23 protein-coding genes are annotated in these 24112 nt (G+C 38.4%); 8 read left to right on the top strand and 15 right to left on the bottom strand.

The window, feature by feature from the left end:
• Nucleotides 1-238 precede the first annotated feature (238 nt).
• Together OQE68_RS20120 and OQE68_RS20115 are read left to right on the top strand one after the other, a co-directional pair.
• On the top strand, nucleotides 239-673 hold the full coding sequence (locus tag OQE68_RS20120) for a hypothetical protein (RefSeq protein WP_180569196.1): 435 nt from the start codon (nucleotides 239-241) through the stop codon (nucleotides 671-673).
• 10 nt (nucleotides 674-683) lie between these two features.
• Nucleotides 684-2099 (top strand): hemoblobin-interacting domain-containing protein, encoded by a 1416-nt coding sequence (locus OQE68_RS20115; RefSeq protein WP_180569195.1) that lies wholly within the window; start codon nucleotides 684-686, stop codon nucleotides 2097-2099.
• 177 nt (nucleotides 2100-2276) lie between these two features.
• On the opposite strand, the gene OQE68_RS20110 is transcribed toward OQE68_RS20115, so the two are convergent.
• Nucleotides 2277-2600, bottom strand: coding sequence for a DUF2288 domain-containing protein (locus OQE68_RS20110; RefSeq protein ID WP_180569194.1), 324 nt, complete (start codon nucleotides 2598-2600; stop codon nucleotides 2277-2279).
• The gene (locus OQE68_RS20105) at nucleotides 2600-3439 is read right to left on the bottom strand and encodes an isopenicillin N synthase family dioxygenase (RefSeq protein WP_180569193.1); all 840 of its coding nucleotides are present in this window, start codon (nucleotides 3437-3439) and stop codon (nucleotides 2600-2602) included. Before OQE68_RS20105 ends, OQE68_RS20110 begins: the two co-directional genes overlap by 1 nt.
• A 139-nt stretch (nucleotides 3440-3578) precedes the next feature.
• Between OQE68_RS20105 and OQE68_RS20100 the strand changes: the two genes are divergently transcribed.
• The 5 genes from OQE68_RS20100 to OQE68_RS20080 all read left to right on the top strand — a co-directional run bounded on the left by OQE68_RS20100 (nucleotide 3579) and on the right by OQE68_RS20080 (nucleotide 9458).
• On the top strand, nucleotides 3579-4766 hold the full coding sequence (locus OQE68_RS20100) for a M48 family metallopeptidase (protein WP_180569192.1): 1188 nt from the start codon (nucleotides 3579-3581) through the stop codon (nucleotides 4764-4766).
• On the top strand, nucleotides 4756-5418 hold the full coding sequence (locus OQE68_RS20095; protein ID WP_180569191.1) for a TIGR00266 family protein: 663 nt from the start codon (nucleotides 4756-4758) through the stop codon (nucleotides 5416-5418). The genes OQE68_RS20100 and OQE68_RS20095 overlap by 11 nt, the downstream gene beginning before the upstream one ends.
• 13 nt (nucleotides 5419-5431) lie before the next feature.
• Nucleotides 5432-6109, top strand: coding sequence for a TIGR00266 family protein (locus tag OQE68_RS20090; RefSeq protein ID WP_180569190.1), 678 nt, complete (start codon nucleotides 5432-5434; stop codon nucleotides 6107-6109).
• Between the two features lie 29 nt (nucleotides 6110-6138).
• Complete coding sequence (locus OQE68_RS20085; RefSeq protein WP_180569189.1) at nucleotides 6139-7179, top strand: TIGR00266 family protein; 1041 nt, start codon at nucleotides 6139-6141, stop codon at nucleotides 7177-7179.
• A 458-nt stretch (nucleotides 7180-7637) separates the two neighbouring features.
• The gene (locus OQE68_RS20080; protein ID WP_180569188.1) at nucleotides 7638-9458 is read left to right on the top strand and encodes a trypsin-like peptidase domain-containing protein; all 1821 of its coding nucleotides are present in this window, start codon (nucleotides 7638-7640) and stop codon (nucleotides 9456-9458) included.
• Between the two features lie 799 nt (nucleotides 9459-10257).
• On the opposite strand, the gene OQE68_RS20075 is transcribed toward OQE68_RS20080, so the two are convergent.
• The 8 genes from OQE68_RS20075 to OQE68_RS20040 all read right to left on the bottom strand — a co-directional run bounded on the left by OQE68_RS20075 (nucleotide 10258) and on the right by OQE68_RS20040 (nucleotide 17452).
• Complete coding sequence (locus OQE68_RS20075) at nucleotides 10258-10767, bottom strand: hypothetical protein (protein WP_180569187.1); 510 nt, start codon at nucleotides 10765-10767, stop codon at nucleotides 10258-10260.
• 57 nt (nucleotides 10768-10824) lie between these two features.
• The gene (locus OQE68_RS30905; protein WP_219340068.1) at nucleotides 10825-11994 is read right to left on the bottom strand and encodes a S1 family peptidase; all 1170 of its coding nucleotides are present in this window, start codon (nucleotides 11992-11994) and stop codon (nucleotides 10825-10827) included.
• Nucleotides 11995-12181: 187 nt separating this feature from the next.
• Nucleotides 12182-12712 carry a GNAT family N-acetyltransferase gene (locus tag OQE68_RS20065; protein WP_180569186.1) on the bottom strand — a complete coding sequence of 177 codons (531 nt, stop codon included), beginning with the start codon at nucleotides 12710-12712 and terminating at the stop codon, nucleotides 12182-12184.
• 65 nt (nucleotides 12713-12777) lie between these two features.
• Nucleotides 12778-13158: a DUF7079 family protein gene (locus OQE68_RS20060; protein ID WP_180569185.1), complete on the bottom strand. Its 381-nt coding sequence runs from the start codon at nucleotides 13156-13158 to the stop codon at nucleotides 12778-12780.
• A gap of 191 nt (nucleotides 13159-13349) precedes the next feature.
• Complete coding sequence (locus OQE68_RS20055; RefSeq protein WP_180569184.1) at nucleotides 13350-13805, bottom strand: GNAT family N-acetyltransferase; 456 nt, start codon at nucleotides 13803-13805, stop codon at nucleotides 13350-13352.
• Between the two features lie 775 nt (nucleotides 13806-14580).
• Nucleotides 14581-15705: an ISAs1 family transposase gene (locus tag OQE68_RS20050; protein ID WP_219340303.1), complete on the bottom strand. Its 1125-nt coding sequence runs from the start codon at nucleotides 15703-15705 to the stop codon at nucleotides 14581-14583.
• 1000 nt (nucleotides 15706-16705) lie between these two features.
• Complete coding sequence (locus OQE68_RS20045) at nucleotides 16706-17107, bottom strand: MoaF-related domain-containing protein (protein WP_180569421.1); 402 nt, start codon at nucleotides 17105-17107, stop codon at nucleotides 16706-16708.
• A gap of 48 nt (nucleotides 17108-17155) precedes the next feature.
• Nucleotides 17156-17452 (bottom strand): DUF1330 domain-containing protein, encoded by a 297-nt coding sequence (locus tag OQE68_RS20040; RefSeq protein ID WP_180569422.1) that lies wholly within the window; start codon nucleotides 17450-17452, stop codon nucleotides 17156-17158.
• Nucleotides 17453-17699: 247 nt separating this feature from the next.
• Here OQE68_RS20040 and OQE68_RS20035 point away from each other — a divergent pair, with 247 nt between their 5' ends.
• On the top strand, nucleotides 17700-18605 hold the full coding sequence (locus OQE68_RS20035) for a LysR family transcriptional regulator (RefSeq protein ID WP_180569423.1): 906 nt from the start codon (nucleotides 17700-17702) through the stop codon (nucleotides 18603-18605).
• An 83-nt stretch (nucleotides 18606-18688) separates the two neighbouring features.
• On the opposite strand, the gene OQE68_RS20030 is transcribed toward OQE68_RS20035, so the two are convergent.
• The 5 genes from OQE68_RS20030 to OQE68_RS20010 all read right to left on the bottom strand — a co-directional run bounded on the left by OQE68_RS20030 (nucleotide 18689) and on the right by OQE68_RS20010 (nucleotide 24108).
• Nucleotides 18689-19282 (bottom strand): LysE family translocator, encoded by a 594-nt coding sequence (locus OQE68_RS20030; protein ID WP_180569424.1) that lies wholly within the window; start codon nucleotides 19280-19282, stop codon nucleotides 18689-18691.
• A gap of 603 nt (nucleotides 19283-19885) precedes the next feature.
• Nucleotides 19886-21082: a glycoside hydrolase family 5 protein gene (locus tag OQE68_RS20025; protein ID WP_266195783.1), complete on the bottom strand. Its 1197-nt coding sequence runs from the start codon at nucleotides 21080-21082 to the stop codon at nucleotides 19886-19888.
• A gap of 88 nt (nucleotides 21083-21170) precedes the next feature.
• Entirely contained in the window at nucleotides 21171-22031 is an 861-nt protein-coding gene (locus OQE68_RS20020) for a DUF2861 family protein (RefSeq protein ID WP_180569425.1), read from the bottom strand.
• Nucleotides 22028-22669 (bottom strand): response regulator transcription factor, encoded by a 642-nt coding sequence (locus OQE68_RS20015; RefSeq protein ID WP_180569426.1) that lies wholly within the window; start codon nucleotides 22667-22669, stop codon nucleotides 22028-22030. Before OQE68_RS20015 ends, OQE68_RS20020 begins: the two co-directional genes overlap by 4 nt.
• Nucleotides 22666-24108 (bottom strand): ATP-binding protein, encoded by a 1443-nt coding sequence (locus tag OQE68_RS20010; RefSeq protein WP_180569427.1) that lies wholly within the window; start codon nucleotides 24106-24108, stop codon nucleotides 22666-22668. The genes OQE68_RS20015 and OQE68_RS20010 overlap by 4 nt, the downstream gene beginning before the upstream one ends.
• Nucleotides 24109-24112: the final 4 nt, after the last annotated feature.

Raw genomic sequence — 24112 nt, 5'->3', positions numbered from 1 at the left:
TAAAACAAATACAGCCTGTAGGCAGGGATTGCATCAAACAAAGAAAATGGTTTTCAAACCAAATGATAATGATTATTATTGTCGCATAAAATGGATTCACTCCATAGGCTTCATCATAATAATGTAAAGGCCTATTGTGCTTACTTAGTAGATATATCCTTAATAATAAGCACTTACTCATTTTATTTTTAAGCACTAATGCTTTCAGGAATTAACAACAAACAGAAAAGGAGTCGGAATGAGCTTTCTTAAACCCTTGCAGGTAAAGAGTGGAATAGTCATTATGTCCACAATCACCGCTTTGCCACTTTATGCGAACCCTCAAACAAACAATAGCTTTGCCGTGCCAAATGAAGCCTACCGGCAAAATTTATCGGAAGATGCAGATCCCTATCTTGTTACTGATGAATATTTAGTCACTGATGGCTATTTAGTGGCTGATGGCTCTGGCATTCTTAATATAGAGCACACTGCATTTGCCGTTATTCGCTTAAAAAAACCACTACCCAAAAACGTTCAGTTCTCCCTAAACGGTGAAGCCGTGGTATTCCAGAAGGTCAATACCGCAGGCACTGTATTAAAGTGTGAGGTTGATAATGTAAGGGATAAATGGCTCGAAATTACCGGGCCACAAATTGATATCCGTCAATTACTTACATTTAAAGACTTATAAGGGACTTAAGATGATCAACAAACTACAGTATTTCATCGCTTTTTTATTACTCACCAGTCAGTCTGTAGCCTTTAGTGCCCCTCATGAAATATACGGTTACCTCCGTATGTCTGTATTTGAATATCACACTCGTTATTATGATGAAAACGGCAACGTTAAAGTCTATCCCAGGCAAACCCATATTGATTTAACAGCCGACGAAGCTGATATTCAATATCTTTTTGCTGATGACACACCACTTGGTCAAGATATTGTTGTGACTTTTGATCAAGATGCTGAATGGGAAAACGCTATTTATAAAGTGGCTAAAACGGATGATTCGGGCAACCCTAATCGAGAAAGAGAACTTAATTGGCATTTGCAGGATAATAAAATTATTATTGACGCGTCTTCAGCCCCTTTAGCAGGTTATAATGGCCAGCATAAAATAGTTGTAAGAGCCCATGGTTATCAACCCCGTTTTATTACTATCCATCTCGTAAAAAATGCACCTCGCATTTACGTCTCTAACGGAAGAACACCGGTAACTGGAGAAGAGCTACGGTTAAAACTAAAAGATTTCTCCTATCGCTTTGTCAATCCAGTTTATGAAGTAACAGTTGATGACAAGGTTTTAAGTCGTAGCGATCACCGGGTAATATCTAACTTAGTGACTATTGAAAAACATGTCATTCGTACACCAGGTTTACACACCATCACCATTAAAGCCTGGGGCTATAAAACAGCCAAAAGAACTCTGAAATTTCGCTCTGGTCAACATCCACTACCAGAAATACCTGTTACAGTGACCGAAAATGCTGCTTCCCATGAGCCAACAACAACTGAATCAGGTCCTTTTATGAATGCGGCGGTGGTATTTAATTTTGATTTGGTCAGTAATGCGTTTATTTTACAAAAACTGGGGCTTGCAACTCAGGCTGTTACTCAAATAATTGATGCCTGGGAAAATACTGATAAAACCATGGTAAGAACCACCGGGCAAACCCAATTTTATAGCTGGGAAAATTACACTTATGAAGCAATGGAAGCCGAAGTAGTCGGTGACTACCTTAGTTTTCAAGCTTTCTTGGCGCTTCAACCCAATGAATATTTAGGCAGACCCTACCAAGTGAAGTTCATGTTAAATGATGGCTATTTTGGTGAAGCGGTAGCATTTAATCAAGCTATTGCGGTAGACCCACCAGCAGTGGATATTGAAGTTGAAGCCACTACTGGTAATGTTGTAATTCGCACCGAATCGCCTTTCTGGTTGGAAAAAATTCGGCGGATTAAAGTTGGCGCCACTCAACTTTGGGACTACGAATATACCATAAATAACGGTGTTATTCGTATTCTCAGTCAGGATCGATTTATGAGTGGAAATAATTTAGTAACCATGATTGCAGATGGCTATCGGGATTTAAAATTAACTATTGTTTTAGATTAAAACTACATTCTAAGAGACTGCTACAAAAAGAGTTTTTAGCACCCTCTCCTTCTAAAGATGTCACGAAAGCTGGAAAATAGGGTGTGATAGGGTGTTCTGGAGCTGCTGTCGGGAACAGCTAAAGCTCTAAAGGCCAAGGATGGCCTTTAGAGCGGTGGAAGAATACCCTGTTACTCCCTATTTATTTTCTTCAATACCTTTTTTATCCTGCACCAGCACCCAAGGCCTTACCACCACTGCCCATAAAGTACAGTCATTTTCATACCAAGTCGTGGCTTGTTGATCAGTGACTTTATGTATTTTGCCTTCAGCCAGCCAGGTCTCAACTTGAGTTTTATTATCTTGAGATACTTGCGCTGCAACTTCAATTAAATCCAATGCTTCAGTAACCGCTATTACCTGCCCTGCAGCAAAAAAAGGTTGCAAGTCTTTCCAGGCAATGGTTGAGGTTTCAAGATTTAATTTAGCTTTCAGCAACTCCTGTTGATCAAGCTCTGTCATTATATCACTCCAAGCTCTCTCAGCCTTTCTTGCAGATATTCATCTGCTGTATAACGTTCTGACAATACAACATTTGGGTTAGGGTGCAAAAATAATGGTAACGAAATTCTCGACTTTTCGCGTCTGCCGCCACTAGGGTTAATCACCCGATGAGTAGTAGAGGGAAAATACCCTTGTGAGGCTTCCTGAAGCATATCACCAGTGTTAATAATTAATGTGCCGAAGTCACAGGGAACATCCAGCCATTCATCATTACTGCCCTTCACTTGTAAACCAGGCTCATTAGCTGCAGGCAAAATGGTTAGCAAATTAATATCTTCATGAGCAGCTGCACGAATTGCCCCTGGCTCTTCTTCACCCGTTAATGGCGGATAATGCAATACCCTTAACAAGGTACCACGACTGTTTTCTATCATTTTTGATAAAGGCATTGAATAGTGTTGTGCAATTTCAGCTGGTGTATTCGACTCTACCCAGCCCAATAACTCAGTGGCCAGTTGGTTAGCCATTTGATAGTAACTCATGGCTTCTGCTTTCAATTCAGGCGGTGTTTGTCCCCAGGGGTAAATATGGTAATACTCTTTAATGTCTTTAACCTGATGCCCTTTCGCTACCTCCGATACATCAGGAGGAAAATAACCATCTTGGCTATCTACATTGTATTGATACTGGTGTTTTTCATCACTGACAAAAAATTCGTACCAGTTCTGATAAATAGACTCTACCAATGATTGCGAAATCGGGTGGTTTTTTAATACCCCAAACCCTGTTGTTCGTAAAGATTCAACAAATCGCTGGGCACAATCAGGCGCTAAATAATCAACAGTTTGTACTTGCATTATTATGACTCTATTACTACAAAATCTTGACAGTTTAGCCAGCTATTGACTGATTCGCAACCAACTTGCCAGCTCACTTGGTTTATTAAGAGCAACTCAGTGCTAAAATTTCAGCAAATAATCCCCAAGTAGAAACCTTATGATTAATACCCAGTCCAGCTATACTGCTCATGCCTTTTATAAAGACCTCCCCAATGGTCGTTGCTCAGGTACGCTATCAATTGGCAAAGGAAAAGTTCTGTTTGCAGGTGGAGGACATGAGCTCAGCATTCCTATAGAAGGCAGTCAATTTAAATTAGGTGGTGCAAGTAACCGTCTAGTCTTTATTTCTCACCCTGATCAGCCTGAATTTACTTGCTATACCAACGATCTTGGAATCCTCAAAAACCCCTTATTGACCGACCAGCCTGCTATAGCCGCTCAATTTACCAGTGCCAAACGAAAACGGACCAAAAACAACCTTATTTTTACTACTGTTGCGCTATTAATACTTGCTAGCCCTTTTTCGCTCTACTTTGCCATGGGCCCTATTGCTGCGTTACTTGCCAGGCAAGTGCCGGTTAGCTGGGAGCAAGCGTTAGGAGAGCAAGCAATAAAACAATATCAACTAAGCAGCACATTTATGCCTGACAAACAGGTACAAGCGTTACTCCCCCCCCTCACCAAACCGCTAGTCGATGCAATCCCAAGCAACTCATATGAATTTCACTTTTATGTTGTCAAAGATGAAGATGTAAATGCTTTTGCATTACCCGGTGGCTATATTGTGATCCATTCAGGACTCATTTTAAAAGCAGACAGTGCCGAGGAATTATTAGGTGTTGTTGCCCACGAAATCGCTCATGTTACTGAGCAGCATGGGTTACGAAACATTATTAGTGCCACCGGCACTTTTATTATTGTGGATGCTTTGCTAGGTGATATGTCAGGTTTGTTAGCCGTCCTAGCTGATGCAGCCCCATTATTAATTAACCAAAGTTATTCCCGACAGTTTGAATCAGATGCAGACGAACAAGGCGTGGTTTTATTAAAAACCGCCAATATCAACCCACAAGGACTTCATCAATTCTTCAAAAAAATTCAAGAGGAAGAAACCAAGCGCCTAGCACAAATTGCTGATGAAGATAGCCACGAAGTTGTTCAACAATCTTTAGCATTATTAAGTAGCCACCCAGCCACATCAGATCGAATTAGTCAGCTAAAATTATTAACACAACAGAATGATCATTCGTACCGCAACCTGAACCAGGAGTTTCAACAATTGAAACAAGCCGTACAACAGTTTGTCACTCATACTTCATCGGACCCCACTACAGATGAAAACTGAAATTAAAGGCGGTCGTGCTTTTTCCTATTTAGACATTCAGCTTTCCCCCAAAGAAACCATAACGGCAGAATCCGATGCCATGGCAACCATGTCGGCCGATTTAGACCTGACATCAAAATTTAATGGCGGTTTTTTACCCGCCTTAGCCCGACGTTTTTTAGGAGGAGAAACCTTATTTATTAACGAATTTGCAAATAACAGCCAAGATAATCGACAAATAACGCTGGTTCAGCCAACCCCCGGTGAGATTAAAGAAATTGAGTTAAAAGGTAATCGCTTATACTTGCAACCTGGCGCCTTTCTCGCCTGTACCCAAGGCATTAAGCTTGGGGTCAAATGGGCAGGTATTGTTTCTTGGTTAGCGAAAGAAGGTCTGTTCAAAATAGTAGTTAAAGGGCATGGTAAAGTCTGGTACGGCGCATTTGGTGCATTATTGGAAAAACAAGTTGATGGTGAATATATTGTTGATACCAGCCATTTAGTTGCTTATGAACCCTCTATTAAACTCAAATTACAATTGGCAGGAGGGATTTTCTCTAGCCTATTTGGTGGTGAAGGCCTCGTCACTCGTGTTGTTGGTAAAGGCAAAATCACCATTCAAACTCGCAGTTTAGCGGGCTTAGCCGGCTGGATTAACCCTAAATTACCTTAGGGCTTTTATTCAGATGAATATACAACTATTACATCGCCCAGGAAATACTGCTGCCAAAGTTACCTTAAATCCTGCAGAAATTTGCACTGCTGAGTCAGGTGCCATGATTGCAATGAGTAATAATATTCAAATAACCACGACAACTCATAAACGCGGGAAAGGCAGTATTCTAAAAGCAGTTAAACGAATGGTAGCAGGTGAGTCACTTTTTATTAACCATTTTGAGGCGCAAAAAACACCAGGTGAAGTATGGTTTGGTACTGCATTGGCTGGCGACTTGGAAGTCATGCAGCTTGATAATGAAACCCTGATTGTTCAAGGTAGCTCTTTTCTAGCCTGTGAACATAATATTGAAATCGACCTGGGCTGGCAGGGGTTTAAATCAGTATTTTCAGGCGAACGAGTATTTTGGGTACACCTTCATGGAGCAGGAAAAGTCATTGTCAGCTCCTTTGGTGCGATTTATCCCATTCAAGTAGATGGTGAATACATTGTTGATACTGGCCACATTGTTGCCTTTAATGAAACGTTAGACTTTACCATCACTAAGGCTGGTAAGAGTTGGTTACATTCATTTTTAGGTGGCGAAGGCTTAGTGTGTAAGTTTCATGGCAAGGGGACCGTTTGGTGTCAATCTCACAACCCTAGCAGTTTTGGCTCATTACTTGGCAGTGATCTTAAGCCCCGCTAAAAATACAGCCAAGGCGAAGGACATAGCATATGTCAGATAACCAATACCAAGTCACCCTAACAGGCAAACTAGCCGGATCCACTCATCTAGAACAAGCAGCCACTGAGTTTGCTCAATTATTTAAAACATCACCTGATGTAGCTAAACAAACCCTGCAAAAAGGCCCGGTTACTATTAAAAAAAATATCAATAAAACAGCAGCTATGAAAATTCGTAATGCACTTGATAAAATTGGTATTGGTTGTCGTATATTAACCGCACAAGAAGCCGCAGCTGAATTAGCTGCTCTTGCTCAACAGAAAAAAATTCAAATCGAAAAAGCTCCCTCTTCTTCCACCTCAATTGATAGCACCCCAATTGCTAGCACCACTATTGATAGTTACGAGCCGCCTGCTGATCATCCTGGCTTGCAGTTTAAAATTGAAGGTAAACCCGATTACAGCTTTGTTACTGTACAATTACCAGCTAACCGAACGCTGAAAGTAGAAGCCTCAGCCATGGCAACCATGGATACCCATATTGAAATGAAAACTAAACTAAAAGGAGGCCTAGGCAGGTTTGTTACTGGAGAATCGATCTTTATTAATGAATTTACTGCCGCTCATGGCCCTGGTGAAATAGGCATTGCCCCTGGTGCACCTGGTGACATGGCCCACATTTATTTAGATGGCGATATTCTGTATTTACAAAACTCTGCTTTTGTTGCCTCAGCCATGAGTGTCAATATTGAATCAAAATGGCAAGGTTTTACTAAAGGTTTTTTTTCTGGAGAAAATCTATTCTTAATTCGAGCGTCTGGAAAAGGTGACTTATGGTTTAATAGCTATGGTGCCATCATAGAAATCGATGTTCAGGGTAATTACGTTGTAGATACTGGGAATATTGTAGCATTCACTGAACAACTGGATTATAAAATCAGTAAGGTCGGTGGTTATAAGTCTCTATTCTTTTCAGGGGAAGGCTTTGTCTGTCGCTTTTCAGGACAGGGTAAAGTCTGGATTCAAACCCGTGGTGTTGATGCCTTTGCCTGGTGGGCTCATGCCTATAGACCAAGTAGAAGTAGTGGTTAATATACCCGTCGCTGAGGGTATTTTGACTATTTTTAGAAGCATCCTTAATTGATTAATGTATTTTCATTAATTAATAATAAATTAGTCATCATACTTTATAGATACAAGGCTTATCACATTCTATTTGAATGTTTCATTATCATATATCACTCTATATAAAAAGCCCCTATATAAACAACACTACATCAATAAGGCTAGCATTTATTTTGAGTTAATATTTCATAAAAATACACTCAACAATTATCAGCAAAATTTCAACCTAAAAAAGTCTACCTTAAAAATAATATTTCACAATTAACTAAAAAATTATTTCAATCTTATTATAAGGCTAACCGGTTCTCGATTTTTTGGCAGTTAATTTCGTTATAGTCCTTCAACACTTTTAACTATTTATTAAAAACATACCCTTGGGGCCTATAAGCCCTCAAGGACTAGTTGCACCTTCAAGGCAGTCATCCATGAGTTTACCTAAATTACACCCATTAGCCTGTTTATTTACTACTCTGGTAACCGTTGCACCCTTTAGCTATCTTTCAGCTCAGTCGCAAACTGATCAAGCAGTGATACAAAATGTATTAACGTCTAAATCAGCAATAAGCCAAAATGCTGGAATAACTAGAAATGCAACAGTAACTACAGGTGCTACAATAAAAGAAAATTTATTAACTTCATTACTATCCACAAAAACAGAAAATAACACAACACAAACCGTAGAAGCTAGTGCACAGCCGCAAATAATTAAAATTGCAGATAAAGTCGTTACGGCTACTAGCTTAGTACCTAATCAATCACTCAAAAAAGATCAATCTCACACAATTCAGGAACCCGGCGCCAGCTTTATTAAAATTCATTTTAGTGCTTTTAGCCTTCCTAAAAACAGCCAAGTGATTGTCAGCAACCCTGATGGTAGCGAAGCATATCGCTATGGTAATACCAAACGCGATAATTTCACCTTTGACCCTGATAATGGAGAAGATGGTAAGCAGGCTTGGGCCAGTATGTCGATTAGTGGTGATACCGCCATCGTCAAAGTTGAAACTGATCCTCAATACCCCTGGGTAGAAGGTAAACATCAATTAAAAATTGGTCACTATTGGAAGGGCTACCCAGAAGAAGTGGTTGAGGAACTCATCCAAACTCGCTCCACCTGCGGTAAAATGCAACGAAAAGATGCTGTTTGTTATAAAGACTCTCACCCAACGGAATACGCTCATACCAAACCTGTTGCCCGCTTGGTCATGGGCGGCGGTTTATGTACAGCTTGGCGAGTCAGTGCCGACAACCGTATGTTTACTAATAACCATTGTATGAGCACTCAATCAAAAGTATCCAATTCAGAAGTCTGGTTTAACTATCAACGCAGCCAGTGTGGTGGTGGACAAAAAACTAAAGTGGTAAAAGTCTCTGGCGACAAAATGCTAAAAACCAGTCGTAGTAATAGCTTAGACTACACTTTATTTACTGTTAAAGACTTTAGCTCAATCAAGTCATTTAGTTATCTGGGCCTCGATGTAAGAGAACCTCAACAAAATGAAGATATTTATATTGCTCAACATGGCGCAGGCAACCCTAAAGAGCTGAGTATTGAAGACGATCAAAATTCACGTAACCGCTGCCAGGTAGATAAACCCACCAGTAGTCGTAGTAATTTAGGCTATAAATGTGATACTACCGGTGGTAGTTCTGGATCACCTGTATTAGCCAATAAGAGCCACAAAGTTATTGGCTTACACCACTGGGGAGGCTGCCCAAGCGGCACTAACTCGGCAGCTAAAATTAAAGATATCTGGTCAGAAGTCGCTGAGCATTTTAATAATAAAGTACCTGCCGATGGTGTAGGCGGTAATCCTACCCCTAATCCTGATCCCGATCCAAACCCCAATCCGAATCCAAACCCTAAACCCAACCCCGACAAATTTAAACCACTTTCCAACAAGCTTAATGCCTGCCTAGGAGTAAATAGCAGTGCCAAAATAAATGCCAGCAGCTGCCAAAACAATAAGTCACAACAATGGGAATTAGACACCAAAGGCCTCTTACACCCAGCCAGCGCACCTGAAAAATGCTTACAAATGCCACAATGGTGGAAAGGCAGCAACCGCGCCGTTATTGGCAGCTGCGACAACAAACAACTTCACCAACGCTGGCAACTAAAACAAGGCCGCCTTGAAAACCTGGCTTACCCAATGATTTATTTAAAACATTTCAAAGCCTACGGCGATTGGGTTGGCGTATGGACCAAGGATAATTCAGAAGGCGCACAGTGGCAGTGGAAATAGCTGTAGCTGTTAATTTTTATTTCATTTAAATGGAAGTATGTGAGAAAGTGACTGAATGAAAATTTGGTCACTTTTTTATAAACATTAGAAAATTTGAGTTACTGCCCCTAACAACCCTATTCTATAAAAAATAGCATTTATCCTATTGATTATATTTATACGAAGGCACTTTACCTCTCATCCGCTTATTATGTACTTGATAGTGGCCAAGAACGTCTAGCCCAAATTCCATCCACCCTTCCGCGCTGAATGCGATTGGACGAACAGAAATTACTGTCGAGGGTTAATCCAATACATCCTCATTTTGTTGGCTCTTTTTCTACCGTAGCAACTAGTTTAAAGTCAAGGTTGTCTTTCTACTCAAACTCTCTTGCCCACAAAAATAGCTAACGACTCAAGACAGGTATTGAATATTTTCGACACGGCTGAGACCATTTAGCACCGCTATATGGGGCAGTGTTTATGGAGCGTAGTTTTGAATATAAAGGCATCCATAATTTAAAAAGGCAAAAGTTTGATACTATACCCATCGCGAATCATTTTTAGGTTTTGTTATCGTCGCTCCTCACCCCAATCACCTATTAATATAGGCTCATGGGATTCGTCACTTGATGGCCTCACCTAAAAACCCTTCGCATTGGGTATATTCAATACTAAAATACCCATAAATTATGTTTTTAATTCGGGGAATCTTTGCCAATATAGTACCTAAAGCAGGTCTGCATTATTTTGTATTAACAAGTATGTATGCTATCTTCACATAGCATACATACTAGCTACTTTTAATCTATTTTCATAGTTACCCATCTAATCGAGAGAAGTAAAATATCTGGCTCTTGATAGTCTTCATATATTTAAAAGGTTTATATAGAACTAAGTGATCAATAGAGTTTAAGTGTTTGGGTAGGAATGAGCTTGAGCTAATTACAAACTCAGATCCTTTAAGTGATATAGACCCTTGACCATTGGGTGTACGGACAAACGAAGAGTCACAGTTCTCTGACAGTATTAATAATGATTTTTCTTCTGAAGAATTAGACATTGGTGCTATACAAAATCCTGTAAATTTATGTTTAATATAAAATGATCCATCTTCTTCATTCGTTGGTTCAATAATATAGTTTGCATACTTTTCTTTATCAGCCGTTTTAGGGTTGCATGCATCATAATCAAAAATAAGTGGCGAATTATTTTCAAGCTTTTGAGGTACAACACATGCCCCTGATAGGTGATGCTTAAACACATCAGCCTTAACATTCATCATTAAAGAATTTATTAATACAAACAAAATAACAAATCGCACTTGCATAGATTTCAATCCCACACGTTAAAATTTTTATTTAAGCGTTATCGGCATATCTAAAAACTAATTACTACTTATAGTACTATTGATCCAGCTTTTATATGAATAAACATTTGTAAAAACATCTAGAGAATTTGGAGCTGCACACCCGCGAGAAAAACTCGCCAACCCATATAACCTCGCCACTCCATTATCTTCATAAAATAATGGACTTCCACTATCCCCAAAACAAATTCCTGCTATTGGAGTAGATACAGAACTGACACATAGCTGATTGGATGAAGATATTAGCTTATTAACGGTATTATTTTTTGATGCAGCTTCTAGCAAAATATTATGCCTTAGCAATAGGCTCACTTCATTTACAAAGTACTGAATACTACTATCTATTTTTTTCTCCAATACCTTTAACTCTTCTATATTAGGATCAGAACCATCTAACAAATTTATTTTTTTATTTATTTTTAGCTGAGCTATTCCAAGCTTTTTTAAGTTATCTATAAAATTTGAAATAGCCTTAGGTATCTTCCATAAACGCGCAGTTACTCCTAATTCACTAAATTTACTATCTATACATTGCTCTGTACCTCTAATCTCATAAGTAACATCTTGTCTTATAGAAGTCGTCTTTTTACTGTTATTAACCAAATACATTTCTATACCATCATAGGTTGTTTTTTCGAAATTACTGCTATATTCAGTCAACCCCCACCCACTAGTTTTTGTAATTGAATTTTCTGGAAGATTTTGGTCAATAATACTGATAGGCTGCTTCGTTGACGCTTCTGTTTTTAGCTTTAACAATGCAATATCATTATCTAGCCAAGCCATACTTTTTAAAGGCGAATATGTTGAATAATATTTTGGGTGAATAATTATTTTACTGATTGATTTAACAGTTAAAGCATTGCTTTTTATTTCTTCATCTAAGTCTAATGCACCAACAGCCACAGAGATATTCTTATGATCTATATCTTCTACACAATGTGCTGCTGTAACAACCCAGTTTTTATTGATTAGTGCTCCCCCACAGAATTGATACTCTGATACTAATTTATTTTCTCCCGAAGCTGATGGCTGATCATAATCTTTTAATAGTGCTACAGTCCAATCAACTTGAGTTGTTGCGTTTGTACCATTTATACTCCTTTTGCTTCTTATATGATCTGCTGAAAAGCTACTAGCACTTATAAAGATTACTAATGAAGTTACTGCAATAGAGCTAATATTCACTATAAAACCTTTTAAATAATATTAATGAAAAACAAGTCGATAACCACTTGCATTAAGTATCTTTGTCACAATACCATGAATATTTCAACAATGTAACATTGCCTTTAAAAGACCAATACTAAGATATGCATAAATTATTCTTTAGCACCTCAGTTTGTTTTAGCAGGTGTAATTGCTAGTAAACTGATCACCATAATTTGGGGTCGCACAAAGAAGCAACACAGTTTATTGCTACGGGTACTTTTTCTAAAATATATTCATTAAGCACAATGGCTTGCCACCCAAAAGGATACTGAAGTTTGTAAGGCGCTGTATAATTACGAGCAGTTTCTGCATTAAAACCAAATCTTCCGTAATACTTTGGATCGCCGTAAACAAAGACGATATTTCCCCCTATCGTTAACAACTGTTGCATGCCATATTCAATCAACTTAGAGCCAATACGACGTTTTTGGTAGTTGGGTTGCACTGCCAGCGGCGCCAAAATATAAGCCTGGCAGCTCTCATCGCTTTTAATTCCAACTGGACTGAATGTGATGTGCCCCACCACAGAGCCATTAGCTTCAGCTATCAGAGGTATTGTTGATGGTGTCGTATTTTCGGAAAGTAGTGCAATGGCAAGTTTTGTGACAATCTCGCTCTCGTCTTTGGGAAACGCGGACGAATAGATTTTTTTGATACTGTCACAATCTTGCTTTGTTGCTATTCGGATGTCCATAATTATTTAGCTCAATAGACAGTTAAGTCAGGATGATCTCTTTGTTAGATAAGTTTCCTTCTAGACTATCCTGTATCTCTTAACTCTCTAAGCTTTTCAAGCACTTTTGCCCATTGATCTAAAGCCAGTGAGCCATATAAACTTCGCAGCAGTTTACATTTTAGACGAAATATTATTTGGTTTTTATTTCTGTTTTTTTGAATTTCAGAAAATAACCATTCTTTGTCAAATCCTTCCCACTCACCAGCTACATTTTGTAAATTCATAAAGCAAATAGGTGCAACATCGTAATAAAATATCTCATTTAGCTCCTTTTCAGTAAAAGAAGTTTTAAGCAATTCTTTTGCTATATGGTTTAGGTCTAAATCTCTAAGTTGATTGTCTAGGAACAATTCAGAGATAATACTCCACACAATTTTATTCTGTTCTAGCTGGTTGTTTTGCATATTAAAAGACCTCATTGATTACCATAATTAAGTCTACACCTACACAGCCAGCAATACCTAAAAAACTACCAAACATCATCATCTGTTATACCATAATCCTGCTCTATCCTTACACCCCAGAATAAGTCATTAGGCTTCAATCCTTTCTACTCAAAAAATCACTTCAAGAGTTTATTTCATTATTAGATGCATTAGAATTTCTTACTCCAGTGTTTCCAATGCATAGCTTTTGAGCTATCAAGATCCATTGTAAACTCAAACCCAATATCAGCTTTTCTTGTAACAGTAAATCCTAGCTTCCTATGAAATGCCAGAGATAATCTGTTCACTCTCAATACATTACTTACTAATTTACGTGCTTTAACGGATTCTAAGTGAGTGCTAATTTGAGAAAAAAGCTCACCAAAAACTTGTTTAGTTCTATGATTTGGGTGAGTAATGAATATAAGAATAAACCAAGTACCACTACCTATGTCTTTAAGCGTTGCATAGCTTAATAAAATACCATTTCGACGAACCTCAAATAGCAAGCCATTATTCATAGCTATTTCAAGTGATTCAAGGTAGACTTGTTCATCAATAGGTCTACCCGCTGCGCTGGAAATACCTTCTAATGTAAGAAGGGTTAAATCAATATATTCTCTCATGATTGCTAATACCCCATATAGTAATGTAGCAGCCTTATACCCTTCGCGAATAATTTTTAGGCTTTGTTGTCATCGCTCCTAATCACCAAGGATGGTGTGAATGCAGTTAATGCATGGAGCAATTAACTGTCACCCCAATCACCTATTATTTATAGGCTCATGGGGCTTCGCTGCTCGACGGCCGCCCCTAAAAACCCTACGCTTTGGGTATAGTTTGCCAAATACACTATGAATCCGGCAAAGGCTAATTGATTACTGGATCAATGATGAAATCATGCAGACCTTTGTGGAGTATGGATTATTTATTGAACATATATCATGCATTAAATAACTTTATCAACCCTGTAGTAAGTACATTTCCTTATGGCTGATTAAGTTATCTGCCTGTAATGTTACATAAGCGTATCATTACAGTCTCACAATCTATTTGCATATTTACGTAAGACTCCTATGACAATAAATAAAAAAGACGTTATTCAGCTTTATAAAAAATACTATTCGGATAGAGAAAATGAACAAGTTGACTTATTCCAATTATTAGAGCAGGAATTTTCGATAGTCAATGCTATATACCCTGGCAGCTATGTACAAATATCACCAGCATTTGTCTTTCCACAGGTAGTTTTCATTGACGCCGATAAAAATGCCATCAAATTTTTTAAAGACATAGGTAGGATTATCAATCTTATTAACAGCAGAAAGGATTATGACGCTACACCCAATATTGCATTTTATGGAATAGACTATAACAACCCCAGGGCAATCGCATATAAATTTACACGGAGCAAATTAACTTCATTAAATACTCATGATCCCAACCAGCAGAAAGCCTCTTATTTTTTATACCAATTTTATAAGTGTCATCTTGTTTAAGAATATTAAGGGCTATTTGCCTAATCCTAGACATGTTTTCTGCTGAATGACCTATACGAATTCGACTATCATCTTCCCTAAATGCAACATCCAAACTCCAATGTAGGCTGTTCTCAATTTGCCAATGATGTTGAATCATTTCACTGACAGCTTTTGCTGATAAGGGCTGGCTAGAAATATAATAGCGTTGTTCTTTTGATTTTTTGCCTTGCAAGGTACGTTCTGTCTCAACCCTAATGACAGCAGCTAAATCGATCCACTCTGTTGCTATAGGTAGTTTAGCCACTGAGTGATAAACCCAGCAGCGTCGTATCTCATGACGGCCATGCTGTTCTTTTTCTGAAGAATGAAAGTCAATAGCTGGACGTTGATACACTTTGGCTTTTTTAGAATACAGTTGTTCTTGAATAGCAGAATATAAGCGACGCTGGTTATTTTTAACTGCCAACAAGTAATGAGCCCCTTTTTCACGAATTTTTTTAGCAATGGCTTTATGACACCCCATCGCATCTATTGATACAACAGCACCTTTAACCGCTATCGCTTCTAATAGTTCAGGAATGGCGGTAATTTCATTGGATTTTATATCAGTCTTAAGTTGACCTAACACTAACTTATTTTCTATTGACCATGCATTAACCAAGTGAATAGCATTCTTCTTATCAGGTTCAGTAAATGATCGTCTAAGCGTTTTACCATCAATGGCTACCAACTTGCCAGGTAAGCTATCAGTGATTGACTGAACCCATTGGATGAAGCAGCTTTGAAACGATGTAGGGCAAAGGCGTGAGAAAAAACGACCAAAGGTATCATGAGAGGGTATTCCGTTGGGTAGCTCTAGAAAGCTCTTAAACCATGCTTCTTTGGCGTTACCAAATCGCTCAATAGCGACCCAGTCATCTGCCCCGCATAAAGCAGCACAAATCGTAATAGTAATAATATCAATGAGCTTATGACGACGACGGCGTTCCATTCGAGGATCATCTAACTGTTCAAAATGATCTAAAACTGTACTATTTTTTACCAATGTTGCACTCTATATCAGTTGCTTTTTATTCTATTATACTGATTTTGTTGTATTTTTATATGCAATTGCCCTGATAACAACCCCATAGAAGAATTGCTAGGCCGTTTTGATCTTTTAATTTCACAATATGCTGGCTTTATTTCCAGTTGCTGTAAACAGTACTTAAGGATTGGAGGGTACTTACTGGCAAATGACAGCCATGGTGACGCTGGATTAGCCGCAATTGATAATGACTACAAACTGGTAGCAACTATTAGCGAGTCAAACAGAAAATATAAACTATCTTACATTGATTTAGATAATTACTTTATTCCCAAAAAAAATGTTGCTATTACTAAGGAATATTTATATAAATTGGGTAAAGGCTTAAACTACACCAACAAGACTTCTTTGTATGTTTTTCAGCGCGTGATTTAATGGCAATTTTCTTGAGAACAGCAAACAATACATGTATCCATCGCGAATCATTTTTAGATTTTGTTATCATCGTCCCTCACCTAAAAATCCTACGCATTGGGTATATTTTCCCTGAAAAATGACTTAATTAGTTTTTTTATTTCTTTTAATACTTTTCAAATTTTGAATAGCACTACTTATTAACTACTAACTTTTTGTTAACTACTAACTTTTTTAGTAGTTTCTTACTAACGCCATTTTTTCCATATATCAAAAGCTAACTCATCTGGATTCAAATCCCGTGCATAAGGCAGTAAAAACATTGTCTCGAGATCACTACCAAAGATCTAACACTTAACTTCTCGCTCTTCACCCCAGTCATTTAGTTTATCTAAACTCCTGGAGCTTCATTGCTCGGTGGCCCCGCCCTTGTGCCCTAGGGGTATAAATAATCCTTCGCTGTTAGTATATACCACTTTATTTCTATACCTAAAAATGATTCATGATGGGTATATTTCAAGTGGTTTAGCAGAGCCTCTATGCATAAAACAACCGAGACTCTACTCTAGACCTAACATTTACAGGACTGACAGTTTGAATCAAATTACTTACTAGCTTTTAATGAAACTACTCCCATATTAATAAATAAGTTTTCCTCACCTGTATCAGCATGTGTTGTTAGTTTCCCGGTATTGAGATCCATTAAATTATAAAACTTATACCCACTTTCTTCTTCCCAAGAGAGATAAATAATATTTTCAGTAATTTGACTAGACAAATAAGAGTTATTTCCTGTGCTGGGGCCTTCAAAATTTCCTTTAACCAGCTCCCAATGCAGTGACTCTTTTGATGTAATAGTTATTTCATAAGCGTATGATCCATAATCATAGAGATACGTTTTCCCTACAATATTAGGAACTACATTTTTCACTTTACTGTTGCCTGCTATAAGATTCACTGAAAATAAACATAGTACTGCTACCAACAATGCTCGCATAATGTACATAAAAGTATTCCATTATTTTGTTTATTTATCTTAACTGTAAATGTTAATTTACTTTTCTACCCCATTTATAAAAACAGCACTGAACTCACCTGCAGACTCTCTCAGCGCCTTTAGAGGAGCATATTCATCAGAGTTATACCACTCGTTGGCTGCATCAATACTTGGAAACTTTATTATAACCGGTAGCGTCGGCGTCCAATCCCCCTCTTTAATCTCGGTACTTCCGCTCATAACAACATATTCCCCACCAAATGACTCAGTGATAGGCTTAACTTTTTCTGCATATTCTTTCATCTTGGCAGAATTGGTAATATTTAAATTTTGAAATAAGCAATAAGCTGACATCTCTCTATCCTGCAGTTTGATTTAATTTCAATGAGCAGTATCGCTCACCTTGTATGTAGAACCGTCCAGTACAGCAGCAATAGCCTGGTCAGTGATAAAACAGCTATCACGATTGGAATATGCCACTTGATAGTGATTTAACTTTAGAGTTGGAGTTCTCCACGCTTTGACCACTATATTATTTTTCTTTATGAGAAAAAATATATAATATAATGCATACTACTTTCTCAAAATTAGAAAGGTGTTTATGAATCGTTTTGCTGAGATGACAACTTTTGTTGAAGTTGTAGAAGCAGGATCATTGAGTGCTGCTGCCGATCAGTTGGGAATAGCGGTTTCCGCTGTTAGTCGCCGTATCCGGGAGCTAGAAACAAGACTGGGAGTTAGGCTAGCGAATCGGTCAACCCGAGGCCTCTCAACTACACCACTGGGACAAGCATACTACGAACGCTGTGTTCAACTATTGGCAGAGCTCGAAAATACAGAAGCACTGATCACTAAAAACGTAGACACATTGCACGGAAGATCACGTTTTTCAATTCCTCTGGAACTTGGTAAACAGTTCATGATGCCTATTCTTTTCAAGTTTGCACAAAAACATCCTGATGCAATTTTAGATATCGACCTAAGTGACAGAGCTGTTGATCTAATTGCTGAAGGTTTTGATTTTGCAATTCGAATTGGACACCAGCAAGATGCTAATTTGAACTCGATTAGAATAGGTAAAATGAGCTACTCTGTTGCCGCAAGCCCATCTTTCTGGGAGCAGTATGGGTACCCCGCATCACCTGAAGACATGACTGGTCTGCCAGTGCTTGCGTATCGACTCGCTATGCCTCAGGGAAAGCTGTTTTATGAGAGTCAAAATGCTCAAAACAATTATGTGCAATTAAAGCCTAGATTTTTGTCCAACAATGGAGTGTGTCTAATAGAAGCTGCTATTGCAGGCCTTGGAATCTGTTTAGAACCCGATTTTATGTTAACAACCGCTGTCAATGCAGGGCAACTTGAACCTGTTCTGACAGACTACACTTGGTTTAAACGTGAGATATACGCGGCTTATCCCAAAGGAAGGCCTTTGCCTATCCTAGCTCAGCGGCTTCTTGACCAAATTGTGTTAGAGCTAGGGCAATCAGCTGTTTTCAACATGTGATTTAATGGCAATTTTCTAGCAAGCAGAACTGGGTACTGAATAAAAAATTATTCAGTACCCAGTTCAACTATAACCAAGTCTATTTAAGCCATAACTATAGCCAGAGAAATGAAAGAAACACCTACAGAAAAATGAAATAACCGGGAGTACTCAAAAAGGACCCATGATATTTTCTCCATAATCAATGAGTAAAACAAATGCACTAAAAATGTTGAAAACAGTAAAATAACGACTAACCATAGTGCCTGTACCCAGTAAGCGTTCTCTACATTGATAAACATAGGAAAGATTGATGAAAAAAATAGCAATGTTTTAGGATTGAAACTGCTAATAATTACACCTTGTTTAAATGAAAAATTACTTAGTGCCGACTCATTAATTTTATAATTATGATATGAGGCAATTAAAGACATAACCCCAAGGTATCCAAGATAACTCAATCCTGCATATTGAACGAGATAATACAAGGTTGTTGAAGCTTTAAAAACAACTGCAAGCCCACTGATTGCTGCAATAGCTACAGAAAGCAAACCGAGTTGAATACCGATTATTAATGGAAGAGTATGCCGAAATCCATTTTGAATACTTTGTGCAACTACTGCCAAAGTGCCAGGTCCTGGAGTAGCAGCAGAGATAACACATAAAAATATATATGAAACGACAGTATCTGTATTCATATTTTTTGAACACCTAAAATAACTGAAAGCAACGACCGACAATCCTCTATACAACAAGGCTGTCAAGTGATATTAATTCTGGTTTTAGCAAATAGCAGTTACCTTAAGCCAATACAACGCTAGCTAGATGAAGCTAAAAGCATCTCTTTCATCAAAACCAAGCATGAATAGCTAAGCTTGATTATCAGGCGAGCTAAACCAGAGTTTTATTTACAGTTATTGATGATCAAAAAAATACGTACATTTTATACAAGCCAACTATGATTCATTTTAACAATAAAAAAGCTAAACGTAGCTGTTTACACCATTGACTACTAATGGATTGAATAAGTAGGTAGTCATGACAGCGTTACGAGAGTGTAACTTAGCATACTGATGGTATCAAGCTTTCTGAAACTGAAAAGCGCTAATCTAGGCGCGAAGAGAGAGGTTTAGTTGTTCTACATGAACAATCAGCAACAACGAGTAGCGCTTTTACAGCTACAAGCCTTTGGGCCGAGATTATTTTTCAGCCCAGCTGTGTTACAAATCCTTTATGTAGAATGCCTACACGGCATTCCTTGTGTCTTGCTGGACAAAAAAATAGCCTTCGGCAGAGGTGATTCAAATAGTGTTAACAGGCCCTAGCCTCATACGTATAACTTCAAACAAAGGCGTTAGCTTTCGTTTAATTGGATCAGGTTCACCTTTTTCCATAGCATCCCAATATTTCCAATGGACCTTTTCAGTACCAAGTTCATAGTCCATTCCATCCCAGTTATCTTCTCTGAAGCTATAGAATGCCCAGTGATATTTTTTTTGATCCAGAACAGTCAACACATCGTTTAAATAGTTCTTGCAACCAGGCAGTTTACGAATACAGCCAAACTCACCTGCCACCATTCTGTTAGCAGGTATACCATGTAACTTAGCCCACTGGCCTGGCAACTCAAGATACTTAGCTACTCTTTTGCCCCCCCAATATTCCGTGCCATTGCCAAAAGGCACTTTACCAGGGTAGTTATAAGGTTTTTTACGTTTCAGGTTAGGGCTACTGGTAGCCGCGTAAGGCTCATACATATGAAAACTATAGAGAACACGCTTATCGGCCAAAGGGGCAGGCCAATAACTGAGTGCATCCGCTGCCGCATACCAACCCGCATCCACCATAATCGGAGTTATAGGATCTACCTGGCGGATAGCACGGATCACTTTAGTATAAAAAGCGCGCAAATCTCTTGAGGTATCCTGTCGTTGCTTATACCAAGCTTGCATGGTGCGCTGGTCAGCATGTTCTGCCAATCCCCCTCTTTTTTCTGGAGCAGGTTCATTAATAATATTATAAGCAGCAACTGCAGGATTATCTTTGAGTTGTTTAGCTAAATCCTGCCAAAATTGCGCAGCCACATCCCAATGCTTTTTATTCTGCCACAGTCGGTCATCAAATTTGTTTCCATTATTCTGAGACCAGCGCATAAATGGGAGAGACAATGGTGTTACAACCACTTTAATTCCAGCTTGATGGGCACGCTCCAATGCATTAGTCAAAACGTTAAAGTCTTGCTGGGAAATACCACGATAGTTGTCAGCATCTCCCATCAAAAAATCACGCTTTTCTGCCTGCCACTTATCATAAGCGAGTCTTACCCAACTAGCACCATACCCTTTTAATGCTGCGAAATAAGCTTGACTAGGTGGTAGACGATTAAAACTATTGCCACCATGTTGTGGGGTATCCCAAAATTTAATCGCATCATCTGCAAAGCCGTTACATGCGACAAAACAGATAAAACAAATCATTATTGATCGAATAACTCTCACTTAATTAATTCCTCTTGCTCATAGTTGTGATATTAGTTATTCAAACTGATAGTTTCTCTTTATTTGTCATATAGATGTAAAAACCAAGCTAATATTTCACCAACCCAATAGGCAAACCTACTCCTTGTGCCCATTCGATTAAAATGTCACCTTGATAGAAGCTTTTATTCACAACAAGATTTGCTCGGTGGGCATTAGTAATATCATACGACCATATTAAAGGCTGATTAGTCAAAAGCACCTTTTGCCACAAAAGGTCAAAGCGATGATCTAGCACCTGTTGCTTTACCTTTGATGGGGGACAAGCAGCTATTTGACTGGGAATAGAATAATCAATTTGTGGTTTAACCGATGCTTGTGTTTTAATTTTAATCCAGTCCTGATCAGGTATAGGTGGCAAAATAAGGGTAACATGCCAACGGTGTTTCCCTCTGCTCAATACCAAGTCATACACACCTGCAGAGTAGGTATGAGGAAAATAGTCACTTTCTACTTCAGCATAACCATGTGCTTCTGATTGCTTAGCTGTTTTATTATTAATTAATCGCCTTCCATTGCTATCAGTAAGTTTGACTGTAAAAGGGGCATCAACGCCTTCAAAGCTCAATTTTACATGGTATTCAACTTGTTGAAGATTATAATGCTTGATTAGCACAACTCGGATAAAATTCGCAAAGTTATTATCTATCTTTACTGGAATATCTTGTCCACATCTGGTTTCTTGTAATAATACATCAAATACTAGTGGCCACTGTTGGTGTATTTCACTAGTTAATGGTTTCTTCAGTATAAGTAGCAATTGTTGCCATGCCTTCATAGGCTTTTTATCTACCAATGCCACATAGACATTTTTTAGCGGTGTTTCTTGAAACCAATTATTCCCGTTAGCCTGGCTAGCTACCAAAAATAAAAAAATAACTGTAAACAGATAATTTATTTTTATCTTCATACTTTTAATCGATACCCTATCCCTCTTACCGTCTCAATCTCTAAGGTAGGGAATTTCTGTCTTAAGTGTAATATATGGTTATCGATTGTTCGGGTTGTAGGAAATGATTGATAACCCCATACCTGGTTAAGCAACTCTTCTCGGCTATACACTCTATTTGGCTTTTGTATCAGCACTGAGAGTAACTTAAATTCTTTCTTTGTCAGTGTTACATCGACTCCTTGGTAAATCACCTGCTGCGTTGCTATATTGAGTTCCAAGTCATTAACAGATAATCGACTTTCACCCAACGGCCGTAACTGTGCTTGCACCCTAGCCAATAACTCTAGATGCTCGAACGGTTTAAGCATATAATCACGAGCCCCTGTTCTTAACCCTTCGATACGATCACCCACTTCAACTCTGGCAGTTAAAATAATGACGGGTAATGCTTTGTTTGAAAGCCATTGAGGTAATAGCCTTAAACTGTCGCCTTCAGGTAGTTGTCGGTCCAAAATCACTATATCGGCCTTTAACCAATATGGTTCAACCTCACTCGCCTTTGTTACCCAAAAACACTGATAACCTGACTGAGTAAGTAGCTTAACTAAACCTTCCCCTAACAACAGGTCGTCTTCTACCAGTAATACACTACTCATAGTGGATACTCAATTGTAAATCGGGTTGGGCACTTATTAATTTTAAGTTTACCACCCAACTGTTTAATAATTCGTTTGACTAAGCGTAACCCAATACCCATACCACGTAACTGGTGATTACTTCTAATTAATTTATATAAATAAGTTGAAGGAATATCTCCCGCATCTTGAACAGTAATAACTAGGTATTTGTTCATATGAGTGACTAAAAGGCGGATAGGAGGCTTACCATACTCCAAACTATTCCTTATTAAATTTTCCAGACAAATACCTAACCAATAGACAGGTAAATGGCAATGGTTATCCTGATCAAGAGAATACACAATATTATATTTAGCGCATAAATACTCCAACCACTCAGATAATAGAATTGGTTGGCTATCGAGGAAAGACTTTTTCCCCTCACTTAAATAGCCTTGGCTAGTATTAGTTAGCTGTTTTAAACGCTGATAGTCAAATGTTAAACGAGAAAAACTATCTTGCAGTGAAGGCGATAACTCATCAAACGCATCACGAAATTGTTCAACTGTCATTGCTAAACTCGCTATTGGTGTACGTAGTTCATGAGTCAACAGCTGCAAAATAAAGCCACGCTCTTTTGCTTCCAAGTATCGATTCAGCAGTAATTTAGTCAGTAGAAAAATACTGAGTAATACCAAACCACCTTCCAAAATAATTCTTATGAAACTGACCGTAGGCTTTTCTTGTATACAAAAATTACCTGGTGCTAATTGACAGATATTTGTATTGCTTTTAAATACCAAATCAATAGCATTATTTTTAGCCACTGCCAGCCAGATGTTATTTTCATATTGACTAATACCATTTTCATTATAAAACCAGAGCGATCCATCAGGATGCAAATACCACTGGTGTAGATTAAGAAGACTGTTTAAGCCCTCCGGACCTAATGGCATTAATTGATCATGAAGAGGGTGATCTGAATTGCCAAGTACAAGCAACTGGCTTAATTTTACTTTCACTTCTGCAGATGGCGGTGTTACTTCAAACTTAGCGACAGACTTCAAATATCGACCTGCGTAACTTCCTCCAGCAGGATGGTTAAGTTCTCCCTGTTTAAACCAATTTATAGGCAATAACTGTTGTCTGCATAAAGCTAATTCAAATTCTTTGGCACGAGCGGGTAGTTCAATGCCTTTGGGTTCAGCACAGGTTTTATTGAGGTGATGCAACCCTGCTATTTGTTGCCAGCTGTACCGGGTTAAGTCAGGATAAAGCGCCGAAGGCAACAACAAAGCAACCGGATATTGGTTTAACCGTTGTTGAGTAATGGTGATTTTTGCAGGCTGTGTGATTAGTGACCCTACAAAGCGTTCCCAGTTATCGTTAAGTTTTACACTCAACTCACTGGATAGACTCAGCCTAGGTTGACAAAAACCAAAAGCAACTGCCACCACAAGGTAACTAAGCCTCATCATGTAT

The sequence above is a fragment of the Spartinivicinus marinus genome, assembly GCF_026309355.1.
GTDB classification, from domain to species: Bacteria; Pseudomonadota; Gammaproteobacteria; order Pseudomonadales; family Zooshikellaceae; genus Spartinivicinus; species Spartinivicinus marinus.
The sequence above is the reverse complement of the archived record's forward strand: the minus strand, read 5'-3'. Positions and strand labels throughout refer to the sequence as shown.

Bases quoted from the DNA above. Each gene is read 5' to 3' on its own strand.
- OQE68_RS20035 (WP_180569423.1), top strand. From the start codon at position 17,700: ATGAATCGTTTTGCTGAGATGACAACTTTTGTTGAAGTTGTAGAAGCA.
- OQE68_RS20055 (WP_180569184.1), bottom strand. From the start codon at position 13,805: ATGAGAGAATATATTGATTTAACCCTTCTTACATTAGAAGGTATTTCC.
- OQE68_RS20040 (WP_180569422.1), bottom strand. From the start codon at position 17,452: ATGTCAGCTTATTGCTTATTTCAAAATTTAAATATTACCAATTCTGCC.
- OQE68_RS20105 (WP_180569193.1), bottom strand. From the start codon at position 3,439: ATGCAAGTACAAACTGTTGATTATTTAGCGCCTGATTGTGCCCAGCGA.
- OQE68_RS20100 (WP_180569192.1), top strand. From the start codon at position 3,579: ATGATTAATACCCAGTCCAGCTATACTGCTCATGCCTTTTATAAAGAC.
- OQE68_RS20045 (WP_180569421.1), bottom strand. From the start codon at position 17,107: ATGTACATTATGCGAGCATTGTTGGTAGCAGTACTATGTTTATTTTCA.
- OQE68_RS20065 (WP_180569186.1), bottom strand. From the start codon at position 12,712: ATGGACATCCGAATAGCAACAAAGCAAGATTGTGACAGTATCAAAAAA.
- OQE68_RS20075 (WP_180569187.1), bottom strand. From the start codon at position 10,767: ATGCAAGTGCGATTTGTTATTTTGTTTGTATTAATAAATTCTTTAATG.
- OQE68_RS20015 (WP_180569426.1), bottom strand. From the start codon at position 22,669: ATGAGTAGTGTATTACTGGTAGAAGACGACCTGTTGTTAGGGGAAGGT.
- OQE68_RS20020 (WP_180569425.1), bottom strand. From the start codon at position 22,031: ATGAAGATAAAAATAAATTATCTGTTTACAGTTATTTTTTTATTTTTG.
- OQE68_RS20030 (WP_180569424.1), bottom strand. From the start codon at position 19,282: ATGAATACAGATACTGTCGTTTCATATATATTTTTATGTGTTATCTCT.
- OQE68_RS20085 (WP_180569189.1), top strand. From the start codon at position 6,139: ATGTCAGATAACCAATACCAAGTCACCCTAACAGGCAAACTAGCCGGA.
- OQE68_RS20090 (WP_180569190.1), top strand. From the start codon at position 5,432: ATGAATATACAACTATTACATCGCCCAGGAAATACTGCTGCCAAAGTT.
- OQE68_RS20010 (WP_180569427.1), bottom strand. From the start codon at position 24,108: ATGATGAGGCTTAGTTACCTTGTGGTGGCAGTTGCTTTTGGTTTTTGT.
- OQE68_RS20060 (WP_180569185.1), bottom strand. From the start codon at position 13,158: ATGCAAAACAACCAGCTAGAACAGAATAAAATTGTGTGGAGTATTATC.
- OQE68_RS20080 (WP_180569188.1), top strand. From the start codon at position 7,638: ATGAGTTTACCTAAATTACACCCATTAGCCTGTTTATTTACTACTCTG.
- OQE68_RS20120 (WP_180569196.1), top strand. From the start codon at position 239: ATGAGCTTTCTTAAACCCTTGCAGGTAAAGAGTGGAATAGTCATTATG.
- OQE68_RS20115 (WP_180569195.1), top strand. From the start codon at position 684: ATGATCAACAAACTACAGTATTTCATCGCTTTTTTATTACTCACCAGT.
- OQE68_RS20095 (WP_180569191.1), top strand. From the start codon at position 4,756: ATGAAAACTGAAATTAAAGGCGGTCGTGCTTTTTCCTATTTAGACATT.
- OQE68_RS20110 (WP_180569194.1), bottom strand. From the start codon at position 2,600: ATGACAGAGCTTGATCAACAGGAGTTGCTGAAAGCTAAATTAAATCTT.